This is a genomic window from Nitrosopumilus maritimus SCM1 (genome assembly GCF_000018465.1).
GTDB lineage: Archaea > Thermoproteota > Nitrososphaeria > Nitrososphaerales > Nitrosopumilaceae > Nitrosopumilus > Nitrosopumilus maritimus.
Genome location: NC_010085.1, coordinates 1,534,974 through 1,555,666 on the forward strand (window position 1 = coordinate 1,534,974; position 20,693 = coordinate 1,555,666).

The following is a 20,693-nucleotide window of genomic DNA, read 5'->3' on the forward strand; positions in this document are numbered from 1 at the left end:
TTCTACTATTTTTTGTCAAGTCTTAATTTGAAAATTTGTAACATATTTTGTTTTAGATAGTACAACAATAGAAATTAAAATAATTGCAAGAATAATTGAAACACCTAATGGAAATTCAGGTGCAACGTTAACTGCAATCTCAACATATTCATCAGTACCACCAATATTTTCAATTCTGATTGTGACATCACCAGCCTCTTTTTCAACAAACACAAAGTTCTCAAAAGTTCCTCCACCAGTTGCAAGTCCAGATTTACGGTGAATTTCAGTACCATTCTTGATTAATACAAAATCATAGGCAATATCACCTGTTGTTAAGCCAGTATCTTTTTGATAAAAACTCATTATGAATTCAGATTCACCAAGACTCAAAATATTTGGAAACCATGTAAGATCAACCAAGTATTTACCATTAGTTGGATTCGATGCAGAAACACTTTCAAGCACAATTGGAAATTTGGCATTTTCAGGCTCATTTATCGCTACTAAAAAGTTGACATTTGCCAATGAAAATCCTTCAATTTCAGATATTCTGAATTTTATTGTTCCAACATTTTCAGGAGAAAAATTGTATTGAAAACTGTCTGTCTTGCCAGTATTTACGCTGCCAGAAACACGTTTGTTGAATATAGTATTTTCATTTTGAATTAGTTCTATCCCATATTCTATATTTTTATTAGTTTTATCAGTGAAAATTTCATCTGTTTTTACAAAAAATGTAACATCTTCTCCGGGAGTAATTACTTCAGGTTCCCAAGACAGAAAAACTCTATATCGATAATCAGGTGTAACTGCTTCTAATGGAAATCCATCACCTTGACCAGGCCCTAACTCAAAATACATTTGTGAATCTGATTTTTGTATTGCATGTTCTTTGATTTGATTTAGATCTTCTCTGTTTAATACCATGTGTACTGTTCTTCCATCAAGAGAGTAATCATCAATTGTAACAACTTCAGCAGGTAATAAAATATCATTTACCTTTGCTTCATATTTTGTGTGAAGTAACTCTGAAAATTCTGGAGCAATACGTACTTCTTGATGCACTACGCTTAGTTGCTCAAAGTCTTGATTCCAATCAAAGGGCATAGAAAATGATATCATATTTGAATCAAACTTAAAATTATTGACCGAATCAAAATATGAAATTACATTTACGTTATGAGTATTTTCTTTTGAATCGGTTACTTGGAAAGTATTATGTTCAGCAAGACTAATTGCACCAACTAACTCCATTCGTTTGTCAAGGAAATTAAAATCAGAGTCGACAGTAAGAATTTCTACTTTATATTCATAAAGACCTCCAGAATCAAAGATAGGTCCAGTCATTATCACAGGTTCTGTTGCAGTTCTCATCCATGACTCAATTGCAGGGGATTTATCACCTATAACCTTGATTTCATTTGAATTATCATAGATTGTTTTAATTGTTAAATTTCCCAAATCGTCATGAAACAGTTTTCTAAAAATTTGCTTACCGTCTTTTATCATCTCAAATGCATAAGTTACATGTTCTACAGCAGCTTCACTTTTTGCATTTTTGAGGTTGATTGTAATGTATCGTTCAGGATCTTCTACATCAAAAACTGAGGGGCTAATATCAATAGATAATATCACATCACGTCCATCTAGAGTAACGGGAGGATGAGTTTCTCCACCTAATCCATGTCCAAATGCAGTAGGAACAAAGCTAGAGGCAACAATTCCCATCATAAAAATCAACAAAAATTTTTTCATTTAAATTACCTCAAATGAGTTCAAAATTGAATTAAAGTCTGATTTTTCTAGTTCAGTTAGATTTTCAGGAGATTTGCCAGAGTATTGAATCATGTAGAGTTTGTTGTCTTTTAGAAATAATAACTGTTCAGAAAAACTATCATCAGTATTTTTCTCACTATCAAAAGAAACTATTGCCCAATCATTTGATTTTGATATGCGTTTAATTGGAATTTTAATCTCTTCTGAGTTCATCATATCAATTTGTTTAGATATGTAATTCTCCAGTTGAAAGTTTTTTGACTGTACATCAAAAACAGAAACTAAAAAGCGTCTATCAGAGTCTTTATCTAGATAAATTCCATCAACATATCCTTTTGATTTTAAGTAAGCAAGTTCTTCTGTACGTATAGTTTCTGAAGCTACTCGAATATCCCATTTATCATTTGGTTTTGATAATTGAAATGATAACTCACTATTATGATACATGTTATTTTCAAGAAATGATGGTTGTTTGGGATCAAATATGGTAATTTCTCCAAAACTAGACATTATTGTAATGCCAGAATCATCATAAGAAAATTGTGTAAAAAGCACCATCAATCCTGCAGTCGATACAATGACTGCAATGATTAAAGATAGTCTAACAAGTTTTACTTCTTTGGAAATATTCAATTTTACACAGGACTCGCTTTTCTTTCAGGATAATTATAAGTAGGTTTTTTTCCTTTCATATATAGCACTATAACTGCCAACATAATTGCAGGAACTATAATCATTGCTACGGCAATCTCATAATAAAATTGCAAAGTATCTCGAGGTTGTACAATTTTTTCAGTAGTAGTTTTCTTTTCATAATTTTCATAAACCATAGCTGTAAAATCTCCTAATCTAGCAGTGGCATCAGGTCCAAGATTGATTTGTGTTTCTGCTACAGAACCATAAGGTTTGATATTTGATATTTTAACAATGATAGGGCCTGGTTCTTCAAATATCCATTGTCGGTAATCCCCACCCGCACCTGATACTGCGCCTTCATCTTTGTATAACACTTGATTATTTTGTAAAATAGCTATATCATATTCTAACTTTCTTAATGGCTGATCATATATTGCATCATAAAAACGATAGATGAAGTTTGTTTTTTCATGGGTTTTAATGACTCGAGGTTCCCATGAAAAATTAATTTCAATTGAACCATCAGGAGTTATAAGAAATGTAGGGAACTGTTCATACTTTTTTCCTGTAGCATCATGGGGATAATCAGGAATAAATGGTTTCACAAAAATAATTCCTTCCATCCAGGGATGAATTACACAAAAGTAATTGTAATCTCCAGCTTTTTCAAATGTATATGACCAAGACTCGTCTGGCATAAATCTTAAACTATCAAACAGTCCATCAGGCTCACCAAGATTCTTGGCATCCATCCAATCAAATCTTCCTGCACCACTGCCACTGGTAACTGTATGCCCTTCTCTATCATCATTTACCCATGTTACAGTATCCCCTTCAACAATAGATAATTCAGGTGGATCATACCAAACTTTAGCAGGGGTATTTAGTTCAGGATTAAATGCACCAAAAGGAATACTTACAACAAAATCCTCAGCAAAGGAATTTTGTATGTTTCCTGTAAATAGAAAACTTGTTGCAACAACAAACAAAATGAAAAATTTTTTTTGCATATGTTCAAAAACATGATTTTGACTCTAATTAATTATCATATTGTTTTATCATTGTACTAGTGTTTCTCAAATTCTTACACGTGCTTGTCTTACATTGTTTAATGTTTGAGAATTCAAAATATTCTGTAATGATGTGATTGCAATCGTTTGCACTGCATCAATATTAACCGCTTATGTATTTTGGCATGTTGCGCCTGCAAAAGTTGCTGAAACAGTAAAAATTATTGAAATACAGAAGCAGGATGTATTGCAGAAACAAGAGACGGATTTGCAGTAAATATTGGACCATGTGACGCAGAAGAAGGTGATTACATCATGGCAATGATAGATACAAAGGTAAAGGAAAGAGAAGCTGCCATGAACACTTAAAATCATAGGATTTTAGGCGTGAGTTTTATTCAAACATACAATCAAGAGACTTTTTTTGTGCTATCATGTCTTGGTTGAGTTCTAAGTTTTACACCACAACATGGACACCGTAATGTAGGTATTTGAAAAAATCCCTCACAAACACTACAACGTTTGAATCCATTTAGATATTTATTTGATACAGCAACAGATGAAATGAATTCATTACAAACTCCTTTGCATCTATATGGCACAAATATTTTTTTGTAGAGTCTAATTTAAGACAAGTGAATATTTTATTGTTGTACTAGTTTTTCGTGAATTTTTTTAAAATATAATTAAGATCAAGTTGCCAACTCTGGCTTGATGTGCCATACTATTCCTAACATAATAAAGGGAATTGATATGATTCCAATTATCCCCAATATAGTATAGAAAGCAGATTCAGGGATATCAGGATTGTTAACAATCCAAGGTAATGGAAGTGTTACAATTACCCAAATTATTGCAAGTAAAATTATTGTTTTTGTTTTTCTATTAAAACTCAATTGGTAAATTTGTAATCAGCAGTTATTAATTTTATACGTTTTGTGTTAAAAAAATTTAAAGAATTAATTTTGTTTGTTTTATTGTTGTACTAGTTTTTTTAATTTTTTTATTTTATGTTATACGTTAAATATACAACAATACAACAAAAATTATTGAGTACATCAATATTGCCAGTAGAATCATATGAATTTCTATTTACAGAACCTCAAGAAGTATCATATCATTGCAAGTCTAATCCATGGATGAAAGGCGAAATCTCAGTAAAGAAGAGTAGATTCTAGTTGTTCAGATATCTATTTTCAATAATTTTAATCATGGGAATTTTCGTGAGTCCTGTATTTGCTCAAGAGGTAAAAAATCCATCATTAATTATTGAGACAATAGAGATTCCAGCCAAAGAATTTGACACAATTCAACGTGAGGCATCAATTGTTGAATTAGATAATATTCATGCAATAAGTTGGCAAGTTACAATTGATAACAATCTCAATTATGTAAATTCAGAGGGGAATGCAGTCTTTAGACTCTATGATACCAACTCTGAAGATAAATTCATCGAGATAGGTATGGGTTCAAAACCTGAAGACAAGTTTTGGGTTGCAGTGCAGACTCCAAAAGAAGGATATGTTGTAGTTCACAAGGATTTGGAGAGAGGATGGTATCCAGAAGCTAAATCCATCGCATCCTTTACTGACAGAGCAGGGCTGACTGTAAATAACGGAGCAAGAATTGTAGTTACTAATCTAGACATTGGAGAATTTGCAATTGGTTCTTACTCAGTGTATGGAAAAGAAGGTTCTACTGAACCTACTGCAGTAAATACAGGCAGTCTAATTTTAGAAATAATGTCAGGAGATCCTGCAAAGAATATTTTTGCGCTATTTCCATTTTACATAGCTGCAGGTGTGGGGATCATAGTAGGAGTACTTTACATAACTAAAAAGCGTTCATAGTGGTACAAATGATTGTTATTAACAAGTCTAAAACAGGTTTTGGATGATGAATTCTATATTAATTATGATAATTATTCTTGTATTAACAATTGTCATACTTTTTGTAATTCCTTTTCCAATATCTATTGAATATTGTAATGTAGAATTTATGCAAGATACAATCTATGAATTACAGACAAAATGTTGGTCTCGGTAATTAAATCATAATAGTGGTCAAAATACCAATAAAGATAGAAAGACTCACATATCAATATCCATTCTTCAAATAATCCAACCTAAAAACCAAAGCTCAATTTACAAAATTTGGTTTGCACGCCAATACTGTTTACATATTATTGGCTACGCATGAAATTATTGTTTTTTGTACAAAAGATAGATCCCAGTTAAGATTATCCCCATTGCAATTATTTGGACATGGCTGATTTGTTCTTGCAAAAATATTGCTGCAAAGATAAGACCAAAAACAGAAGATGTTGAAAAGATCATTATTGTTTTTACAGTTCCAATTCTTTTCAAACCCTGTAAAAATAGAAAGATAGATGCACCAAATCCTGCAATTCCTAAAAGTAGGATGTTTGGTAGATGTTCTAATTCTATGTTGATAGGAATTTGCAGTAAAAATACCAATAGCAAAAGAATAGAACCTCCAATTAGAGATTTTAGTTGAACAATTCTTGCAATATCTAATCGTGTGCTTAGGATTTTGCTTAGATTGTTATCTAAAGCCCAAAACAAAGTGGCTCCAATAATGAGAAAATTTCCTTGATTCCTAACATCAAATACAGAATAAGAAAATTCCATATCCGTAGTTACTAGTATCACTCCTGCAATCACTATTGCAACAGCAAGATAACCAATCGTAGTAATTTTTTCTCTAAACAACAAGATTGCAAGAAATACTGAGAAGATGATTTCCCCATTTAGCAATAATGCAGAATTTGAAGCACTTGAATTTTCCAATCCTGTGAAAAATAACATTGGTCCAATTACTGCACCTGAGAAGGCAATAGTTAGCAATAACCATTTGTCTTTGAAAGAAATTGAAGAATTCTTTTTTGAAATTAATGGAGTTGCAACCAATGAAGCTAGAAAATAGACCAGAGATGCAAGCAATATTGGATGTATTGTAATTAGTGATGGTTTTGCAACAGCAGATACAGAACCAAACAATAAAGCAGCAAGTATTGCTGAGATATATCCAAACTTTGTTTGGTTAATTGATGCAAAATTCAAGCAAACTCAATCTGAAAAATACCATGCAGTTGTATATGTACTGACTTGAAGCTGCCATTACATTGAAAAAGGCGACGTTTTCCGTGTGTGTGAAGAATCCCTGTAGATATCACTAATTCATGGTCTTCAAGAAGGCGTATTATTTTGTAAACAGTAGTAATTTGGATTTTAGTTTCAATAGAAATTTCTTTGACTGACTTTGGAGTTTTTTGAATGCTCAGTAATATTTCGTTACAATAATCAAAATGATTTTCTAATTTCATCATTAGACAAAATGGAATTTGACACTAATGAATTGATGTTGTTGTTTGAGAGTTGTACTAATCTCTCCCTAACTGTTTAATCGTTCAATGATTACCTGTTTAATCTAGAGTTATAATATAGAATCTTTATTACATTTTGATGTTAAATGAGCGAGCAATCAAAGAATTTTTTTACTTCGATTCTGTTATTTTTTCTAGCCGGTCTTTGTGAGATTGGCGGAGGATATTTGGTATGGCTCTGGATTCGTGAAGATTTTGGTTTTGTATTAGGAGCAGTTGGTGGTTTTGTATTATTTTTGTATGGAATAGTTCCAACATTTCAGAAAACTCACTTTCATAGAATCTATGCAGCTTATGGAGGAGTCTTTATTGTAATGTCAGTGTTTTGGGGTTGGTTAATTGACGGTGTACAACCTGACAACTATGACATCATTGGGACAATAATTGCAGTAATTGGAGTCTTGATGATTTTCTACTATCCAAGAAAAGGAGAAAAGATTTGGTTGAAGTAGCATCAACTGTTGGAGTGTTCTTTTTTGCGGCACTCTTGGAAATTGGCGGAGGATATTTGGTATGGAAATGGTTGCGTGATCATAAAGGAAAAGTTCTAGGATTAATTGGAGGTTTGGTCTTGTTTTCTTATGGGATTGTAATGACTTTGCAGCCAGCAGATTTTGGCAAAGTCTATGCTACTTATGGCGGAATCTTTGTCGTATCATCAATAATTTGGGGATACTGGGTTGACAAGAAAAGACCAGACAGATATGAAGTGATTGGTTCAGTAGTTGTTTTGATTGGTGTTACAATCATGTTTTACTGGCCACGTTAGGCTCACAGACCAACCAACAACTCGCCTCTTTGTTAACTAAAACAGTATCAATTTTTAAAATCCAAGAGTTCTATACAAATTTCCTAAAGATGAACTACGTCTTCCTGAAGACAGTAATTTGAGTCGTTTGGATGCTTGTGCTGCAGCTTCTTTTTTCTTTTTTGATTCCACAACACTAGGCCACCAGTCAGGAAAACAAGAGTTACCAATTAGTTCCGGATCAACTGAAAGTTTGAACTGACTGCCATATCCATGTCTGCCCTTGGATTCTGTCTTTGATACTGCAATACCAGAGTTTACCAATTCAACTAGCATCTCAGAGAACCTCCGATAGGATATCTGCCTAGTATCAGGCGATATAATCTTCTGATACTGTTTGAACAGATCAGATGTGCTGTGCCATCCTTCATCATTGATATATGTGAGTCTGGAGAGTGCAGCACATGCAAGCCTGAAATGATACGAGCCTCCAGAGATGATAGTAGTTATTTGATTTTTTTGCAGTTGGGAGACTGCCTTATCCACGTGTTTTTTTGAAATTTTTTCATTTTCAGTTCCTGCAATCTCACCGCTTGTTCTTAGAAGATCAATTGCGCGTCTTGCATCACCGTGCTCTTCAGAACTGATATCAGCGCAATACTGCAAAACATCATCATCTATTTTTTTCAAAAATGATTTTTTTGCTCTATTACGAATTATCTTTAACACATCACTTTGAGAATAAGAATCAAAATAAATCTCAGAAGTGCCAATTCTCGATACTACTCTGTCATCTAAATTAAATTCAGATAATACCTTGTTTGATATAGTTACAATACACATGTGTCTTTTTAGTGTACGAAGCTTTTCAACTAGGACAACAATCTTGTAAACAAAGTCCGAAGGCTTGCCTCGTTTGTCATAGAATAACGTATCAAATTCATCAAGACATAATACAAAAATAGAATTATCAGATTTTTCAAGTTTTTGTAAAATTAGTTTCTCAAATATTCCAAAAGCATAATTCATGCCCTGAGCGTTTTTGAGATTTTCATGGCCTAGTTCAGACAATATCAGATTAATGCATCCAAAAACTGTTTTTGCTTTTCTTAAATTGACATAACAAAAATCAACATCCAAGTTTTGGCAAACAAACTGAACAATGGTAGACTTGCCTGAACCACTCCTTCCATAAATTGATACAAGTGGAACAACTAGTCCCTTTTCATAAGATAGCAAGAACTTTACGAGTTTCTTTGATTCAGATTCCCTTCCAATAATGGAGTTTGTGACAGATAGATTGTCAAGAAATGACTTGTCTGAAAATATAGAATTCTGTGCACGTACATCACCTACAATCTTCTCTAGCGCTTTTTTGTCCACATAATGTTCCACTAGAAACTCATATATAATTACTGGAGGAATTTTTATGCCTAGATTAGAGGAAAGTTATCAAAAATTACATCCTAATGAGAGAAAAAGTCTCATATTTTCTGGCAATTACAATTATTCCAATTATAGAAACAACAAGTATCAAAATTGCAATAGTACCAAATTCAGGTGCAACCATTATTCCAAACTCAGTTTCTTGTCCAGTATTTCGTATGTTTTCAAATTTAATTGTTGTAGGACCTGTTTGGTCTTCAGCAAATGTGAATTTTTCAAATTCACCACCAACTGTTGCAGTTCCAGATACCCGGTATAACTCCGCTCCATTTTGAATGATTACAAAAGAATAATCAGAATTTCTTAAAGGTTCATTTGTCCATCCGTCTCTAATAGTAAAGACAAAGTTTGTTTCAACTCCTGGTTCAAGATCTATAGGATCCCATGACAAGTTTACTTTGAAGTCTTCACTCTTTGTAAATGCCTCTAATGGAAATGATATTTTTTCATTTGTAGTTAAAGTGAAAACAATATTGTCTGGTAGTGGCTCATCAGATTTTTTCATCTCATTTTTTATGAATCTTAGATGGTCTTGCAATAAAACAAAGTGAACTATTCTCTCATCTTCTTCTGTGTAATCATCAATTGATACTGAAGCTTTGAACAACTCAATTCCATTTGCGTATCCTGAATAACTAGGACTCAAAAATTCAATGAAATGTTTTGGAAAATGTACTTCTTCGTGCACAACTGTAACGTGAGACATGCTGTTCTCACTCCAATCAAAAGGCATCTCAAAAGTTACTTGTTTTGTTGCAGGATCATATTGGAAATTTTGGATTTTATCAAAATAAGATTTCATTCTAAATTCTACATCATTTCCTTCAGTATCTTCTTGAGGATGAGAAGTGGTTTCAACAAGTGTCAAATCTGCACGATATACACCTGAATCTTCTATGATGTTAGTTGGCTCATCAATGGTTCTAACTTCAATCTCAAAAGTAAACAATCCACCTGAATCAAAGACGGGGCCTGCAATCTCTATTGGAGATGATTCAGTTGCATGATATGCTCCCAAAAGTGAATCTTGCTCTCCATTAATTACAAAATTATCATATCCTTGTTGTGATAGTACAGTTATTGGTAAAACACCATTTTCTGTGAAAAAGTAGTTTCTGAAAATCATCTCATTGCTATGGAACAATCCAATGAGAAATGTCACATTTTTTGCAGGCTCGTCTGTCTCTTTGTCAGTTGCAGTAATTGTGATTTGTTCTTGCTCACTTTCAAAGTACATTGGCATCTCAACTGAAATTGAGATTTCTTTTCCAGCAACATCTACTGAAGATATAGTATCAATTCCCAATCCATGACCATAAACACTACTAGCTGGAAACAGCAAACATGCGGCTAGAGCCAAAATTGAAAGTTTTGTAATTGACATCATATCAAATCTTATCAAGGGTTATTTTATTGTCAGTAATTCTTCAACCTTTTGAAGTAATTCATCCATTGTTGTGGCCTCTAGTATTGGTTGCAAGTCATTAGGATCTTTTGCGCCAAGTGCAGATAGCGAATAGATGTAATCAATTGTAGGAGTATCAGTTGTAAGATAGTATTGTTCTAAAACATGTTCTAATGAATGGGGGTCAACTACTTGCGGCAATGCCTGTTTGATAATCTTCTTCTTCCACATAGCAACTAGCTCTTCCCATTGTTCTAGTGAGATGTTCTCATCAATTTCAGGAATCATTTCAACTTCAGCTTGAATGTACATTTTTGCTTCGGTTCCAATTTTTTCGTGTATCTCAGAGATTTGTTGATGACCTTCAACTGAAAGTGGATCATAGTTTTCAGGTTGAGGAATTGAAGGTGGAATAATTTTTTTAATTCTAAATGAATTTCTGCCTAGTGTTTCAATGTGGAGTTGCAGTCCATCCATTTCAACGTCTGAGCATTTTGTAATTTTTGCAATGGTTCCTACCATTTTAGGAGAGTTCCAACCACTAACAGAATTTGTCTCATCAATCAGACATACACCAAACTGACCATCACCTAGCATGCAGTCATCAACTAGCTGCTTGTAGCGGGGCTCAAAAATTCTCAAAGGAAGTTCTTGTCTAGGGAACAAGACCAAGTCCAATGGAAAAATTGGAATGACTCTAGTTTCTGCCAACAATGATGTTCAAACGTCTCTAGATATATGGAATACGGATTCTAGAATCCATTCTCATTTAGTGTCAAGCCCAATAATGCAGCTCGAGTGTACTTTCCATATTCGGCTTGCTCGAAATATTTTGCATTTTTTGTTTTGTCAACATCAGTTGAGATTTCATCAATTCTTGGAAGAGGATGCAAAATTATGCTATCATCTTTCATTTGTTTTAGCAAATCCAATCCGACAACATAGCTTCCCTTTACTTTGAGATATTCTTCCTCATCAGGGAATCTCTCTTTTTGGATTCTTGTAACATATAGAACATCTAATTCATCAATGTGGTCTTCAATGTTAGTTGATTCAGTATAATCTAATTTTTGTTTGATTTCATAAGTAGAGTCTGATCTAATTCGTAATGATTCAGGGGAAATTAATCTAACATCAACATCATAGTTTCCTAGTCCATGCAAAAGTGAGTAAACAGTTCTTCCATATTTTAGGTCACCAACAATTCCAATCTTTAATCTGTCAATCTTTTTCTTTTCTTTTTTAATTGTGTACAAGTCTTGAATTGCTTGTGTTGGATGCTCTTCTGTTCCACTACCAGCATTGATTACGGGTTTGTCTGAAACTTCAGCTGCAAATCTACTAGAACCATCAAGAGGGTGTCGTAAAACCATAGCATCAGAATAGATGGAGATGATTCTAACTGTGTCTGCAAGACTCTCTCCTTTTTGAGTTGAAGATGAGGTGATATCAGAGATTCCTAAAGAATTGCCTCCAATTGATGCCATCGCAGCTTCAAAACTTAGTCTAGTTCTAGTACTTGGTTCATAAAACAAATATCCTAAAGTTTTGCCCTTACAAATCTCCCTTCTGTCAATTGGGTCAAGTGAGATGATTTTATCAGTTGATTGAAAGATTTGTTCAAGTTGATCCTTGCTAAAATCCTTAATTGAGATTATGTCTTTTTGGTAGAACTCGTTCATTCTCTCAATGATATATACAGGTGGGTATACAAAGTATTCTGATGGAACAGTCCGAACTTATGGTTCGACGAATCAAAGAAGGCACTGTAATTGATCACATTGATGAAGGCAAGGGTATTCAGGTACTTAATGCCCTTAGAATTGATGGAAGTGATGGCAGTCTTATCACCATAGCCCTCAACGTTCCAAGTGGCAAATTTAAGAAAAAAGACATCATCAAAGTTGAAAACAAGTTTCTAAAAGATGATGATACTAACAAGTTGGCAGTAATTGCACCAAAGGCAACCATCAACATGATCAAGGACTACAAGTTGGTAGAGAAGAGAAGAGTTTCACTACCAAATGAGATTGATAGGATATTTCGATGCTCAAACCCTGATTGTGTAACAAACAGTACTGAGCATATCGAATCAATCATGGATGTTATTGACAAAGAAGGACGGGTTCTCAAGTGTAGATATTGTTCTAGAGTGCTAGACGTAAATCAGCTAAAATATAATTAAAAAATTTTAAAAATTGAAAAATATGTTGTTTAGGACTATTGTCCTAAGATGATAAACATCATAACTATACCGTAGATTGCGATTGATTCGACCATACCTACGAAGATGAACACCTTAGATTGTAAAGCTGGGTTCTCACTAATGACTGCAAGACCTGCTGCACCTACTTGACCAAGACCAATACCTGCACCAAATGCTGCAAGACCAAATGCTAGACCAGCACCGAGAATCTTCAAAGAGTCTGAACTTGCTGCTGCATCTCCTTCTGCTGCATATGCAATACTAGTAGATCCTGAAATAGAAATTACAGCTGCTGCCATAAGTAACAAGACTATAGTTTTCATGGATGATGTGCCTCCTCAAAGTCCATATTTAAATCATGGTGAGATTGGATTATACTTTTTCTAGTGCTTTCTTTTTGAAAGAACTTAGATCGTCTTTAACAGACTGTGCAAAATTTTCATGTTCGCTTTCTAGGGAGTGTTTAGAATCTTCAACAATTTTCTTAATTTCTTCTTTGCCCATTATTATCTACTCTCCATCTTAGCCTTCACTTTTTTTAACTTTGCGAATTCCTCTCTTTCTCTTTCCTCAAGAGTGGCTATGATGAATCTTACTTTTTGTTGATACTGAGGAATAATGACGTTTTCAAGTGCGTTTAGTAATTTCTGAGTTTTTTCTAATGCTTTTGCAAGACTGAAAATTGAATTTTCATATTCTGCGGCTTTACAGATTTTTGGCAAAAGCTCTTTGATCTGTTTTGCTGCTCTATCAATTGAAGAGTTTGTATCAGCAAAACCATATGGCATTGATTTTGTATCTTTTTCAGTAACAGATAGTGCAGGAATTTTTACATCAACGACTCTTCTGACATTTACATCTACTTCCATTACTGAAGGAGTGGATTCGGCAACAGAGTCTACAGTTGAAGAACCTAATGCCAAGTATGCTTCATTTACAGAACTGTAGATGTCTTGGAGCGGTTCCCATATTCCACCTCTAGCTTTTGAGGCTTCTTCAATCATCTCTTCGATGTTTTTTAGGAGAACTTTACGCTTGTCATCTAGAATTTTCTGCACCATTACGGCTACTTGACTAGATTTTTTGTATTTGAAAAGTTCAATTTTTGTTGCAGCAACATTTTGTCCAAATGACATTTTGCTACTCTTCCTTGTAATATTGATCTACGTACTTATCTTTGATTTTTGTAATTTCGTTTCTTGGTAGTTTAGATACAATCTTCCATAAGATACCTAATGTCTCTTCAATGGTTCTATTCTCATCAGTTGCTTGTGAAAGGAATTCATTTTCAAAGACATCACCGACATCCATGTATTTCAAATCGATTTCAGTAAGTCCTGCTTTACCTACAATTCCTGCAAGTGCTCTGACTTCTTGTGCTCTAGAATATGCATCATAAACTTGATTTGAAATTTCACCATGATCTGCTCTGGTACTTCCTTCACCAATACCGTCTTTCATCAGTCTTGAGAGACTCATCAAGATGTTTACTGGTGGATAGACTCCTTGTCTGAACAAATCTCTACCAAGTACAATTTGTCCTTCTGTAATGTAACCAGTAAGGTCAGGAATTGGGTGAGTAATATCATCAGAAGGCATTGACAAGATTGGAACTTGTGTAACACTACCTTTCTTTCCGTTTAGTTTTCCTGCTCTTTCATAGATTGTTGAAAGGTCAGTGTAAAGATAACCAGGATAACCTTTTCTTCCAGGTACTTCTTCTCTTGCAGCACTAATCTCTCTGAGTGCTTCTGCATAGTTTGTCATATCTGTAAGAATAACTAGTACGTGCATTCCTAATTCAAATGCCAAATATTCAGCGACAGTTAATGCAACACGAGGAGTAATAATTCTCTCAATTGCAGGATCGTCTGCTGTGTTTAAGAAAAGAACACTTCTTTTTAGAGCGCCAGACTCTTCAAGACTTCTTCTGAAATATTCTGCTTCACTGTATTGCACACCAATTGCTGCAAAGACTACAGCGAAATCATCTTGTGTACCAATTACACTTGCTTGTCTTGCAATTTGAGCTGCTAAGAGGTTGTGTGACATACCAGAACCTGAAAAGATTGGAAGTTTTTGTCCTCTTACAAGAGTAATCATTCCATCAATTACTGAAACACCAGTTTGGATGAAGTCTTTTGGATATTCACGTTGTTCTGGGTTCATTGGTTCACCGTTAATGTCAATAAATTGATCAGCAATAGGATCTGGCAGTCCGTCTTTTGGTCTGCCTAAACCATCAAAGACTCTACCAAGTACTTCTCTTGAAACTGGCATCTCCATAACTTTGCCGACAAATTTTGCATTTGTTGCAGCAATGGATAATCCAGTAGTTCCCTCAAAGACTTGGACGATTGCTTTACCGTTTCCAACTTCGAGAACTTTACCTAATCTTCTTTCACCGTCTTTAGTTTCAACTTCAACTAATTCGTCAAATGCTGCATTCTCAACATCATCTACAATAACTAGAGGACCTTTGATTTCTGCAATCTTACTGTATTGAACTCCGCCTTCTGCTGTCAATTTGATACTTTCACTCCTGTAATTGATTTGAATTCTTCTTGCATGTCTGCATCTAGTTGATCAAGTTTTGGCATCTCATCATCTTTGACATCCATTCTTGCTTTGAGAAGTGTTGTGATACTTTTCATTGCACGAATATCTGCAAGAGGAGTTCCTTCCTTGATTGCTTGTTGACCTTTCTTGTAAAAGTCAACTAGTAATTTCATTAACTTGTATTGTTTCTCTGGGCTACAATAAGTGTCAACATCATCAAATGAGTTTTGTTGTAAGAGACCAATCTTTACCATTCTTGCAACTTCAAGAATTAATTTTTCTTCATCTGGAAGTGCTTCAGGTCCTAAGAGTCTGACAATTTCTTTTAGTGTATCTTCTCTTTGTAAGACACCATAAACTTCACTTCTAAGACTTAGCCAGTCTTCGTTGATGTTCTCACCCCACCACTTTGCAATGTCTGCAAGATAACCAGAATAGCTGTTCATCCAGTTAATTGATGGATAGTGTCTAGAGTATGCTAGTTTTGCATCCAAAGCCCAGAATGTTTTGATAAATCTCATGGTGTGAGTTGTAACTGGTTCTGTAAAGTCACCACCAGATGGTGAAACAGCACCAATCAAAGTTACAGAACCATCACGGTCTGGACTTCCTGCTGCTCTAACACGACCTGCTCTTTCATAGAATTCTGCTAATCTTGATGCAAGATATGATGGATAGCCTTCTTCTGCTGGCATCTCTTCTAGTCTACCACTCATCTCTCTGAGTGCTTCGGCCCATCTACTTGTTGAATCTGCTACAAGTACAACGTCTTTACCCATATCTCTGTAATATTCTGCAATTGTGACACCAGTGTAGATACTTGCTTCTCTTGCTGCTACCGGCATGTTACTGGTATTTGCAACAAGTACTGTTCTGTCCATGAGTGGTTTTCCACTACGTGGGTCTTTGAGGTGTGGGAACTCCACAAGTACTTCTGTCATTTCGTTTCCTCTCTCACCACAACCGATGTAAACTACAACTTGGGAATCTGCCCATTTTGCAATTTGGTGAAGTGTAACAGTCTTTCCTGTTCCAAATGCACCTGGGATTGAACCTGTTCCTCCTTTTGCAATTGGGAAGAATGTGTCAATTACACGTTGTCCGGTGAGTAGTGGAACTGTTGGATCGTATCGGTTCTTGTATGGACGTGGTTTTCTTACAGGCCATCTGTGATACATTTTGAGTTCGACAGTTTCACCTTCTCCCTCAGTTGTTGCTAATACAGTTTCTAAATCATAATCTCCTTCTGATACTAAGTTTGAAATTTTTCCACCTTTGTGGTCTGGTGGAACCATGATAGAGTGCTCAATAAGATCAGTTTCTTGAACAACGCCAATTACATTTCCTGCTGCTACTTCATCACCATTACTAACTGATGGGACAAAGTGATATTTTTTGGCCATGTCAACTGGAGTAGTTGTAATACCTCTTCCGATAAAGGAACCAGAAGCTTCTGATAATGCTCTTAGTGGTCTTTGAATTCCATCATAAAGTTGTCCAATAATTCCAGGACCTAACAAAACACTAAGTGGGTTTCCAGTACCAATTACTGGTTCACCTGGTTTTAGTCCACTGGTTGATTCGTAAACTTGAATGAATGCTACATCTCCGGTTAATCTAATTACTTCACCGACTAATTTTGAATCGCCGACAGTTACAGTTTCATACATTTTTGCTTCAGACATACCGTCTGCTCTAACTGCAGGTCCACTTACCCAAACAATTCTACCTTGAGCTGCCATCTTATTCTCCTACCCCGAATTTGGATGCAATCTCTTTCCTTATTAAAGGCTTCAGACGTTCAATTCTTGCATCGATCGTATTGTCAAATGTCATTGCACCATCTTTTGATTTTACAACAACTCCACCAAGACAATCAATTGTATCAGAAGATAATTCAGATCCTGGGAATTGTGACAAAGTTGATTGAACTACATCTTTGTCTTTGGCATTTGTAGTAACTGTAATTTCTGAAGTTCCCAAAATTTGGGTTGCTTCTGTAATCATTGTTTTAATCAAATTAGAATAATCACCACTGCGATCAGCATTTGCAATTTGTTCAAGTGCTTTTGAAAATACCTTATCGACTGCATCTTCTAATGCCATTAATTGCTTATTTCTAGCCTCAATATCGGCACTTCCCATGATTTGTTTTTCAATTTTATCGGCTTCTTTCTTTCCATCTGCGATGATTTTATCAAATTCTTGTTCTAGTTTAGGAACAGAATCATCAAGGGTTTTCAGAGATTCATTTAGGGCAGATTCAACGTTTGAAATGACGGACTTTTCAGTTTGTTCAAGAATTTTGCTAATAGTGGTCTCTAAAGCAGAATTTGCCAATGAGTCGCGTAAATCCGTAATAGATTTTAATGTTTGGGAATTGCAATTCAGAAAGATATTAAAATCAAAGGAGTTACCGTTGGATTATCTTGGTAGTAGCCGATCTGAAACTTGGAAGTGTAATTTTACCAAGAAGCGAGTCTCCAAGAGCAATTTCCAGACTAACAGAGTTTGAATGGTTTCATAAAATCGATACTGAAAATGACTTAGTCACACCAGAAATCGATGATCTTCTGTTAGAGGCACAAAAAACCTACCAATCAATTGATGATGTAGTTAAAGGACTAGGAGTCCCACCAACTGTAGGAATTCTAGAGATTTTGTTCAAAGGAACTATGATCAAAAAGAAGGATTATGAGATTGGAGAAATTGAGGACTTGGTAGAGGATCTCAAAAAGAAGACTCCATCAGTTATTGACGAGCCAGCAAAACTTCTAGAAGAGCAAGCAGACACAAAACGAGGAATTGAAGAATATCGTTCATTAAAAGAGACTCTCGAAATTGCTAAAAAACTCAACATTGATCTTTCAGGATTTGGATTGATGAAGTATTTCTACACAAATCTCTTTGTGATAGACTCTGGAGACTATGAAGAAATTAGCAGAGCATTAGAAGGCATTACATTTTACAAATATGATTTAGAAAGTAAAGACAAAGCCGCAGTCTTGGTAATTTGTGGAATTGATGATTCAGAAAAAGCACTAAAAGTACTTAGAGGATTCAACGCAAATCCATTTTCCATTCCTGATGGCATGTCACAGATTCCATCAGAGGCATATGCCACTGCTGAGGCAAAACTAAAAGAACTTACAGCAAAACAGGCACAAATTGCAAAACAGCTTGCAAAAATCACAAAGAACATCAGACGCGATATTCTGGTATTACACGAAGAAGCACTTGTTGCAAAAGATGTTCTTGAGACTTTGAGAAAACCAGGTGGAACTAAACATTTTGCACTTATCCAAGGATTCATCCCAAGTAAGATGGAAGAGAAGTTCAAGAATATTACAAGTCAATGGACTTCAGTAACTGAAGAGATTACAGATCCTAAACATCAAGAACAAGTTCCAACATTATTTGATAATAAAAAATTCGTTAGAACTTTTGAAGTAATCACAGAAAGTCAAGGAATTCCAAGAAAGGGAGAAGCAGATCCTACACCAATGATTGCCCTAATGTGGCCAATTTTCTACGGACTGATGTTTGCAGATACAGGTCACGGATTGCTCTTGATGGGAATGGGATTATTATTCAAATTCAAAGGACAAGGTAATCTCTCTAGATGGGGAATGCTCATTGCAATTTCTGGAGCAGCATCTGCTATTGCAGGTGTTGGTGCAGGAGAAGCGTTTGGATATCACATATATTACTTTGAACCATTCAAGGGACTATTAGCAGAAGGAGGACCACTATACCCAGTTAGTTTCATAGTTGGTATCCTTAGTGTTGCAGAATTATCATTTGAACAAGTAATCAATATTCTCAAAGTTTCATTGTTCATTGGAATCATCCATTTGGTTTGGGCAATGATTCTCAGAATTAGAAGATTAGCTAGAGAAGGTCACAAGATTGTCATGTACTTGGAAGCAATTCCAAACATCACACTCTATGGCGGTATTGTAGTTATCATGATGTGTGCAATCGGTTCACAATATGATGTAATGAACATGTATTCCAAAGTCCACACAGAAGCTGTTCCTTGGGTTACAATATTCCTAGGAGATTGGGCACAAGTTTGGATTGTTACAAGAATTGCAGTAGTAATTGTAATTGCATCTATGGCAATGATGATGGTTGGAGGAATAATGCATGCAAAGAAACATCCAGAGGATGGAGGTTCGGCGGCAAATGTCGTAATGGAAGTATTCCTTGGTAAGACAGTAGAAAGTTTAGCTCACACAATTAGTTATGCTCGACTCGGAATTATGCTACTGGTGCACGCAGCACTGTTGCTGACAGTAAATAATGCATTCAATTCACTTGGCGGTTCCGAATCATTTGGTGCATGGGCAATGATTATTGGAGGAAACTTGGGAATCATGATGATTGAAGGATTGATTGTGTATATCCAGTCACTCAGGTTGCACTTGTACGAATACTTTACAAAATGGTATGATGGTGGTGCACAACCATTTAGACAAGTTAGACCAGAATTGATTTACAACCAATTCATTTGGAAAAGAAAATAAAATTTTAAAAAAAGAATCTATATTTCTACAAGACTAACAGATATCTTTGTCATAGGTCTTGACAATTCATCAGGAACTACAATTAACAATCCACTATTCTTATCAACTCCGCTGCATTCTCCTGAAAACTTTTGGAAGTTGTTTGCAAAACATCCATCATTAGAGTAATGTTCAAAATTTTCAGGAAAGAGAAAATAGTACCATTGTTGAACAGGAGAGGGTACAAAATACACATCAAATCCTATGGTTTTATCATTAACAGATACTGTGTATTCGTAGTTTGTTGATTCTTTGGAGGTGCAAATTGGAACAAATTGTGCAAATCCATTTTGAAGTTTTTGTTTTTGAGATTCATCTGAATAAGCAGAATTAGGAATAGAAGATTCTTCTTCAAAGAAGTTTAGATTGTATCCAAGAAAATCAAGGCCAGTCTTTGCATAATGAAACCATTGGGATTCACAATCCCTATAATCATATTGTACTGCAACTACAGGTTTATTGTTAACATACTGAAGGCCATTTTGTCTTTGTTTTGCACCATGTTTAGTAATATCAGATTGTTCTTCTTCTCCAGGAACTACTTCACGGTCCCATGTTGTTGTAACATCAACAATCAGATTTCTAGGATAACTCTTCCATTCTGGTTGGAAATGAACATAATTTGCATATTCATTTGTTTGACTGATTTTTACAGTATCTCTTGATTCTCTATAAGTTCCAAATGCATCATCTACAACAATTACTGAGAACAAAATTGTAAAACTGACTATTAATGAAACATGGAATAAATTCATTCGTTAACTACATCTCCCATATTTTTTGCCATTGTAAAGCTACAAAAAGATAATCCACAATTTCCACAAGAGAACTTATCATCATCAAAGGTAATGTTTTGCGAACCACATTTCAGGCAATTTTTACTTGAAATCATGATATAATATACACAGGAATGGATATATTTTTCACGGAAAGATATTTTTTCATAAATGT

22 protein-coding genes are annotated in these 20,693 nt (G+C 34.9%); 6 read left to right on the forward strand and 16 right to left on the reverse strand.

The window, feature by feature from the left end:
• Positions 1 to 15: 15 nt before the first annotated feature.
• The 4 genes from NMAR_RS08965 to NMAR_RS08980 all read right to left on the reverse strand — a co-directional run bounded on the left by NMAR_RS08965 (position 16) and on the right by NMAR_RS08980 (position 4,300).
• The gene (locus NMAR_RS08965; RefSeq protein ID WP_238523175.1) at positions 16 to 1,713 is read right to left on the reverse strand and encodes a PEFG-CTERM sorting domain-containing protein; all 1,698 of its coding nucleotides are present in this window, start codon (positions 1,711 to 1,713) and stop codon (positions 16 to 18) included.
• 24 nt (positions 1,714 to 1,737) lie between these two features.
• The gene (locus NMAR_RS08970; protein ID WP_012216059.1) at positions 1,738 to 2,391 is read right to left on the reverse strand and encodes a hypothetical protein; all 654 of its coding nucleotides are present in this window, start codon (positions 2,389 to 2,391) and stop codon (positions 1,738 to 1,740) included.
• Positions 2,392 to 2,393: 2 nt separating this feature from the next.
• Positions 2,394 to 3,404 carry a cupredoxin domain-containing protein gene (locus NMAR_RS08975; RefSeq protein ID WP_012216060.1) on the reverse strand — a complete coding sequence of 337 codons (1,011 nt, stop codon included), beginning with the start codon at positions 3,402 to 3,404 and terminating at the stop codon, positions 2,394 to 2,396.
• 692 nt (positions 3,405 to 4,096) lie between these two features.
• The gene (locus tag NMAR_RS08980) at positions 4,097 to 4,300 is read right to left on the reverse strand and encodes a hypothetical protein (RefSeq protein ID WP_148680247.1); all 204 of its coding nucleotides are present in this window, start codon (positions 4,298 to 4,300) and stop codon (positions 4,097 to 4,099) included.
• A 153-nt stretch (positions 4,301 to 4,453) separates the two neighbouring features.
• Here NMAR_RS08980 and NMAR_RS10045 point away from each other — a divergent pair, with 153 nt between their 5' ends.
• Complete coding sequence (locus NMAR_RS10045; RefSeq protein WP_274377689.1) at positions 4,454 to 4,582, forward strand: cupredoxin domain-containing protein; 129 nt, start codon at positions 4,454 to 4,456, stop codon at positions 4,580 to 4,582.
• A 33-nt stretch (positions 4,583 to 4,615) separates the two neighbouring features.
• Positions 4,616 to 5,254: a hypothetical protein gene (locus NMAR_RS08985; protein WP_148680248.1), complete on the forward strand. Its 639-nt coding sequence runs from the start codon at positions 4,616 to 4,618 to the stop codon at positions 5,252 to 5,254.
• Between the two features lie 351 nt (positions 5,255 to 5,605).
• Here NMAR_RS08985 and NMAR_RS08990 read toward each other — a convergent pair whose 3' ends face one another.
• Positions 5,606 to 6,487: a DMT family transporter gene (locus tag NMAR_RS08990; RefSeq protein ID WP_012216062.1), complete on the reverse strand. Its 882-nt coding sequence runs from the start codon at positions 6,485 to 6,487 to the stop codon at positions 5,606 to 5,608.
• 409 nt (positions 6,488 to 6,896) lie between these two features.
• On the opposite strand from NMAR_RS08990, the gene NMAR_RS08995 reads away from it, so the two are divergent.
• Positions 6,897 to 7,262, forward strand: a complete 366-nt coding sequence (locus tag NMAR_RS08995) for a YnfA family protein (RefSeq protein ID WP_012216063.1) — start codon at positions 6,897 to 6,899, stop codon at positions 7,260 to 7,262.
• Positions 7,250 to 7,579 (forward strand): YnfA family protein, encoded by a 330-nt coding sequence (locus tag NMAR_RS09000; RefSeq protein ID WP_012216064.1) that lies wholly within the window; start codon positions 7,250 to 7,252, stop codon positions 7,577 to 7,579. The genes NMAR_RS08995 and NMAR_RS09000 overlap by 13 nt, the downstream gene beginning before the upstream one ends.
• 54 nt (positions 7,580 to 7,633) lie before the next feature.
• Here the strand turns inward: NMAR_RS09000 and NMAR_RS09005 are convergent, their stop codons facing one another.
• The 4 genes from NMAR_RS09005 to pyrB all read right to left on the reverse strand — a co-directional run bounded on the left by NMAR_RS09005 (position 7,634) and on the right by pyrB (position 12,091).
• Positions 7,634 to 8,953 carry a Cdc6/Cdc18 family protein gene (locus tag NMAR_RS09005; protein WP_012216065.1) on the reverse strand — a complete coding sequence of 440 codons (1,320 nt, stop codon included), beginning with the start codon at positions 8,951 to 8,953 and terminating at the stop codon, positions 7,634 to 7,636.
• A gap of 64 nt (positions 8,954 to 9,017) precedes the next feature.
• Positions 9,018 to 10,391, reverse strand: coding sequence for a PEFG-CTERM sorting domain-containing protein (locus tag NMAR_RS09010; protein ID WP_012216066.1), 1,374 nt, complete (start codon positions 10,389 to 10,391; stop codon positions 9,018 to 9,020).
• A gap of 18 nt (positions 10,392 to 10,409) precedes the next feature.
• A complete protein-coding gene (locus NMAR_RS09015; protein ID WP_148680250.1) occupies positions 10,410 to 11,120 on the reverse strand; it encodes an LON peptidase substrate-binding domain-containing protein in 711 nt (236 codons plus the stop codon).
• Between the two features lie 41 nt (positions 11,121 to 11,161).
• Entirely contained in the window at positions 11,162 to 12,091 is a 930-nt protein-coding gene (pyrB, locus tag NMAR_RS09020; protein ID WP_012216068.1) for an aspartate carbamoyltransferase, read from the reverse strand.
• 41 nt (positions 12,092 to 12,132) lie between these two features.
• Between pyrB and pyrI the strand changes: the two genes are divergently transcribed.
• Positions 12,133 to 12,594 (forward strand): aspartate carbamoyltransferase regulatory subunit, encoded by a 462-nt coding sequence (gene pyrI / locus NMAR_RS09025; RefSeq protein WP_012216069.1) that lies wholly within the window; start codon positions 12,133 to 12,135, stop codon positions 12,592 to 12,594.
• A gap of 35 nt (positions 12,595 to 12,629) precedes the next feature.
• On the opposite strand, the gene NMAR_RS09030 is transcribed toward pyrI, so the two are convergent.
• The 6 genes from NMAR_RS09030 to NMAR_RS09050 are packed head-to-tail and all read right to left on the reverse strand — an operon-like array spanning position 12,630 to position 17,514.
• Positions 12,630 to 12,938: an ATP synthase subunit C gene (locus NMAR_RS09030; RefSeq protein ID WP_012216070.1), complete on the reverse strand. Its 309-nt coding sequence runs from the start codon at positions 12,936 to 12,938 to the stop codon at positions 12,630 to 12,632.
• A 49-nt stretch (positions 12,939 to 12,987) separates the two neighbouring features.
• Positions 12,988 to 13,119, reverse strand: coding sequence for a hypothetical protein (locus tag NMAR_RS10050; RefSeq protein WP_274377690.1), 132 nt, complete (start codon positions 13,117 to 13,119; stop codon positions 12,988 to 12,990).
• A 2-nt stretch (positions 13,120 to 13,121) separates the two neighbouring features.
• Positions 13,122 to 13,751 (reverse strand): V-type ATP synthase subunit D, encoded by a 630-nt coding sequence (locus tag NMAR_RS09035; protein ID WP_012216071.1) that lies wholly within the window; start codon positions 13,749 to 13,751, stop codon positions 13,122 to 13,124.
• Positions 13,752 to 13,755: 4 nt separating this feature from the next.
• Complete coding sequence (locus tag NMAR_RS09040; RefSeq protein WP_012216072.1) at positions 13,756 to 15,141, reverse strand: V-type ATP synthase subunit B; 1,386 nt, start codon at positions 15,139 to 15,141, stop codon at positions 13,756 to 13,758.
• Positions 15,138 to 16,916 carry a V-type ATP synthase subunit A gene (locus NMAR_RS09045; RefSeq protein ID WP_012216073.1) on the reverse strand — a complete coding sequence of 593 codons (1,779 nt, stop codon included), beginning with the start codon at positions 16,914 to 16,916 and terminating at the stop codon, positions 15,138 to 15,140. The genes NMAR_RS09040 and NMAR_RS09045 overlap by 4 nt, the downstream gene beginning before the upstream one ends.
• Position 16,917: 1 nt before the next feature.
• Positions 16,918 to 17,514, reverse strand: a complete 597-nt coding sequence (locus NMAR_RS09050; RefSeq protein WP_012216074.1) for a V-type ATP synthase subunit E — start codon at positions 17,512 to 17,514, stop codon at positions 16,918 to 16,920.
• 89 nt (positions 17,515 to 17,603) lie between these two features.
• Here NMAR_RS09050 and NMAR_RS09055 point away from each other — a divergent pair, with 89 nt between their 5' ends.
• Positions 17,604 to 19,703 carry a V-type ATP synthase subunit I gene (locus NMAR_RS09055; protein ID WP_012216075.1) on the forward strand — a complete coding sequence of 700 codons (2,100 nt, stop codon included), beginning with the start codon at positions 17,604 to 17,606 and terminating at the stop codon, positions 19,701 to 19,703.
• A gap of 17 nt (positions 19,704 to 19,720) precedes the next feature.
• Here NMAR_RS09055 and NMAR_RS09060 read toward each other — a convergent pair whose 3' ends face one another.
• The gene (locus NMAR_RS09060; protein WP_012216076.1) at positions 19,721 to 20,497 is read right to left on the reverse strand and encodes a hypothetical protein; all 777 of its coding nucleotides are present in this window, start codon (positions 20,495 to 20,497) and stop codon (positions 19,721 to 19,723) included.
• Between the last annotated feature and the right edge of the window lie 196 nt (positions 20,498 to 20,693).